Raw genomic sequence first — 2782 nt, 5'->3', positions numbered from 1 at the left:
GCCGCCGCTCAGGCGGCGCAGAATCCCGGCGATGTCGCAGCGGCATGACGCGAAATCGACCGGCATCACCACCGCCGAAGCGCGCAGCAGCGGGAAGAAGCGCCGCTTGCCGAAACGGTCCTGCGACCATATCCCGCCCGCCGCCACATCGCGGTGGTAGTAGAGGCTCTGCACATCCGATCGGAACCGCGCCAGCAGGTCCGCAACCGCCGCCATCCCCTCCTCGGCATCCACCGGCAGCGCGGCGAAGAAATCGTCCCCGCCGATATGGCCGATGAAGGCGCAATGGTTGTGCTGGAAGCGCGCCAGCTGCTCGGCGAACATCAGCAGCGCCCGGTCGCCCGCCTCGAACCCGTACTTGTCGTTGAAGGGCTTGAAGTTGTCGAAGTCGAAGAACACCATCGTCCGCCTCTCGCCGGCGGCGAGGCTGGCGGCCACGTGGTGCTGGATCGACTGGTTGCCCGGCAGCGCGGTCAGCGGGTTCTGGTCGCGCGCGATCGCAACGGCGCGCTCCGAGGCGAGCTGGAGCAGCGCCACATTGGTCAGCACCCCGACATAGCGTTCGTCCTTGGCCATGATCAGCCCGGTGTCCGAGGCCGCGGCGATATAGGCATCGACCAGTTCCTCCTGCGAGAAGCTGATCTCGCCCACCGGCAGGCGGATCGCGAAGGCGTCGACGCGCTGGTCGATCCCCTTGTTGCGCAGCAGCGCCGAGGAATAGTCGCCGAAGATGAGGTGGCGGATGTCCGCCTCGCGCACCGCGCCGAGGATGAAGCCGTCCTCGTCGGTGACGGGGATGAAGGGCAGGTCGTAGCCCTGCCTGAAGCGCGCCACCGCCTCGGCGATCGGTGCGCCGCTGCGCAGCGGCTCGGGGGTCACGATCAGGTCGCCGATGCGCCGGGTGACATGGCCCGGCGCGCGGCCCGTGTCGACCGAGGGATAGGAAGGACTGAGATCGGCCAGATGCGGGGTCGGGCGGGCGATCAGGAAGCCCTGGACGAAATCGCATCCGGCATCGCGCACCGCGCGCATTTCGGCGGGGCGCTCGACCCCCTCGGCCACCACCAGCAGGCCGAGCGAATGGGCCATGCGCACCACGTTCTGCACGATCGCCGCCTTGCGCGGTTCGGTGTCGATGTGCCGGGTGAAGAACTGGTCGATCTTGACATAATGCGGGTTCACCAGGGTGAGCGTCTCCAGCCCCGAATAGCCGCGCCCGAAATCGTCGATCGCGATCCGCACGTTGAACTTCTGGTAGAGCTCGACCAGCCGCGCGAGCTTCTCGTCGGAATCCGGCGGCACCCGCTCGGAGATCTCGATGCACAGGTTGCTGGGCATCAGACGGCTGTCTTTGAGGTGGTTGATGATGTTGATCGGCGAGCTGTCGTGGTGGTCGAAGACCCGGTTGTCGATGTTGCAGAACAACCGCACCCGGTGCGCCATCTCCCAGCGCGAGAAGCGCGAGATCGCCTTGGTCAGCAGGATCCGCTCGACGAGGTGGATCTGGTCGCGCGCATAGGCGCAGTCGAGCAGCTCGAAGATCGAGGCGAAAGGGGATTCGCTCGGAAGCCGCGTCAGCGCCTCGAGCCCGTGAACCCGGAGCGAGCGGGCGTTCACGATGGGCTGGAAGTTGATGATGCCTTTCTCGGCCCAGAACAGGGGGTCGTCGAGAGTCGAGGGGGAAAGATGTTTCATGATGCGCCCGCGGGAACTCCGTAGGATACTCCCCTAGACGCCGCAGGGTTAACGCTGTGCGTCAATGCGACGCGATAGGCTAGGGAGCATGCGCGCGCGTGACTATTTCCGCTCGATCCGCCCGCGTTCGGCCTCGTCCATGTGACGAAGCAGGTAGGTGAGGCGTGCGCTGCGCTCGCGCCCGAAGGTCACCCCCTGCGATCCGGCCGCCGCATCATGGGCGGCAATCCGGGCGGTTCTTTCCGCTTCGCTGGCAATGATCGGGGGCAGCATGAACGCGCTCGTGAGAGCAAAGCCCAAGAGTCCCATCAGCACGGCGTCTTTCTGAGTGCGCATCTTCGTCGATCCGGCTTCGCCAGGTGCCGGGGGCACCGCGGCATGTGAGTTTCCGACGGCGCAAATGGGCCCTCAGTCACCGGACGAGAATGTACGAAAAGCGACGCGCACCGTTGCGCCGAGCGGAAGAGTTCGCCTGCGCCGGCAGCGCCTGCCGGGAGGCCATTCTTCCCGATCACGGGAGACAGGATTGCCTCTGCCGGCCTCTTTCCGCTGTCGCTGGCGATGGGGGAGACCCGCGCCGCGGGCGCGCTACCCCGCCCGCACGGTTCGCAGGAAGCCGCGCACCTGATCGCCCAGGTGGGCGGCCTGCGCCTCGAGCTCGTTGGCGCTCAGCAGCACCTGGCTGGCGGCCGCGCCGGTCGAGAGCGACAGCTGGCGCACGTCCTCGATATGCCCCGCCACCTTCTCCGTCCCGCGTGCGGCAAGATCGATGCTCTGGGCAAGGTCGCGCCCTGCGACCGATTGCTGATCGACCGCCGTTGCGATCGAGACCGCGGTCGATTCCAGCTCCTGCACCTGCCCGGCAATCGCCCGCAGTGCCTTGACGCTGGCGCCGGTGGTCGATTGCATCGCGCGGATCTGTTCGGCGACCTTCTCGGTCGCTCGGCTGGTCTGCATCGCCAGTTCCTTGACCTCGCTCGCGACCACCGCGAAGCCGCGCCCGGCCTCGCCGCCGCGCGCGGCCTCGATGCTGGCGTTGAGGGCGAGCAGGTTGGTGCGCTGGGCGATGGTCTGGATCAGCTCGACG

Annotated in this window: 3 protein-coding genes; all 3 read right to left on the bottom strand. The window is 67.2% G+C overall.

Translation table 11 applies throughout. The features are described from left to right. Positions 1-1695: EAL domain-containing protein (locus AX692_RS04340; protein ID WP_073977572.1), on the bottom strand; the 1695-nt coding region annotated here is incomplete at its 3' end. Positions 1696-1797: 102 nt separating this feature from the next. After that, complete coding sequence (locus AX692_RS04335; protein WP_073977090.1) at positions 1798-2031, bottom strand: hypothetical protein; 234 nt, start codon at positions 2029-2031, stop codon at positions 1798-1800. 252 nt (positions 2032-2283) lie between these two features. Continuing rightward, a partial coding sequence (locus AX692_RS04330; RefSeq protein WP_230959583.1) for a methyl-accepting chemotaxis protein occupies positions 2284-2782 on the bottom strand: 499 nt, incomplete at its 5' end.

Source organism: Erythrobacter donghaensis (genome assembly GCF_001557325.1).
Classification (GTDB): Bacteria; Pseudomonadota; Alphaproteobacteria; order Sphingomonadales; family Sphingomonadaceae; genus Erythrobacter; species Erythrobacter donghaensis_B.
Note: the sequence above shows the minus strand (reverse complement) of the source record. Positions and strands in the feature narration are given on the sequence as shown.

Bases quoted from the DNA above. Each gene is read 5' to 3' on its own strand.
- AX692_RS04335 (WP_073977090.1), bottom strand. From the start codon at position 2,031: ATGCGCACTCAGAAAGACGCCGTGCTGATGGGACTCTTGGGCTTTGCT.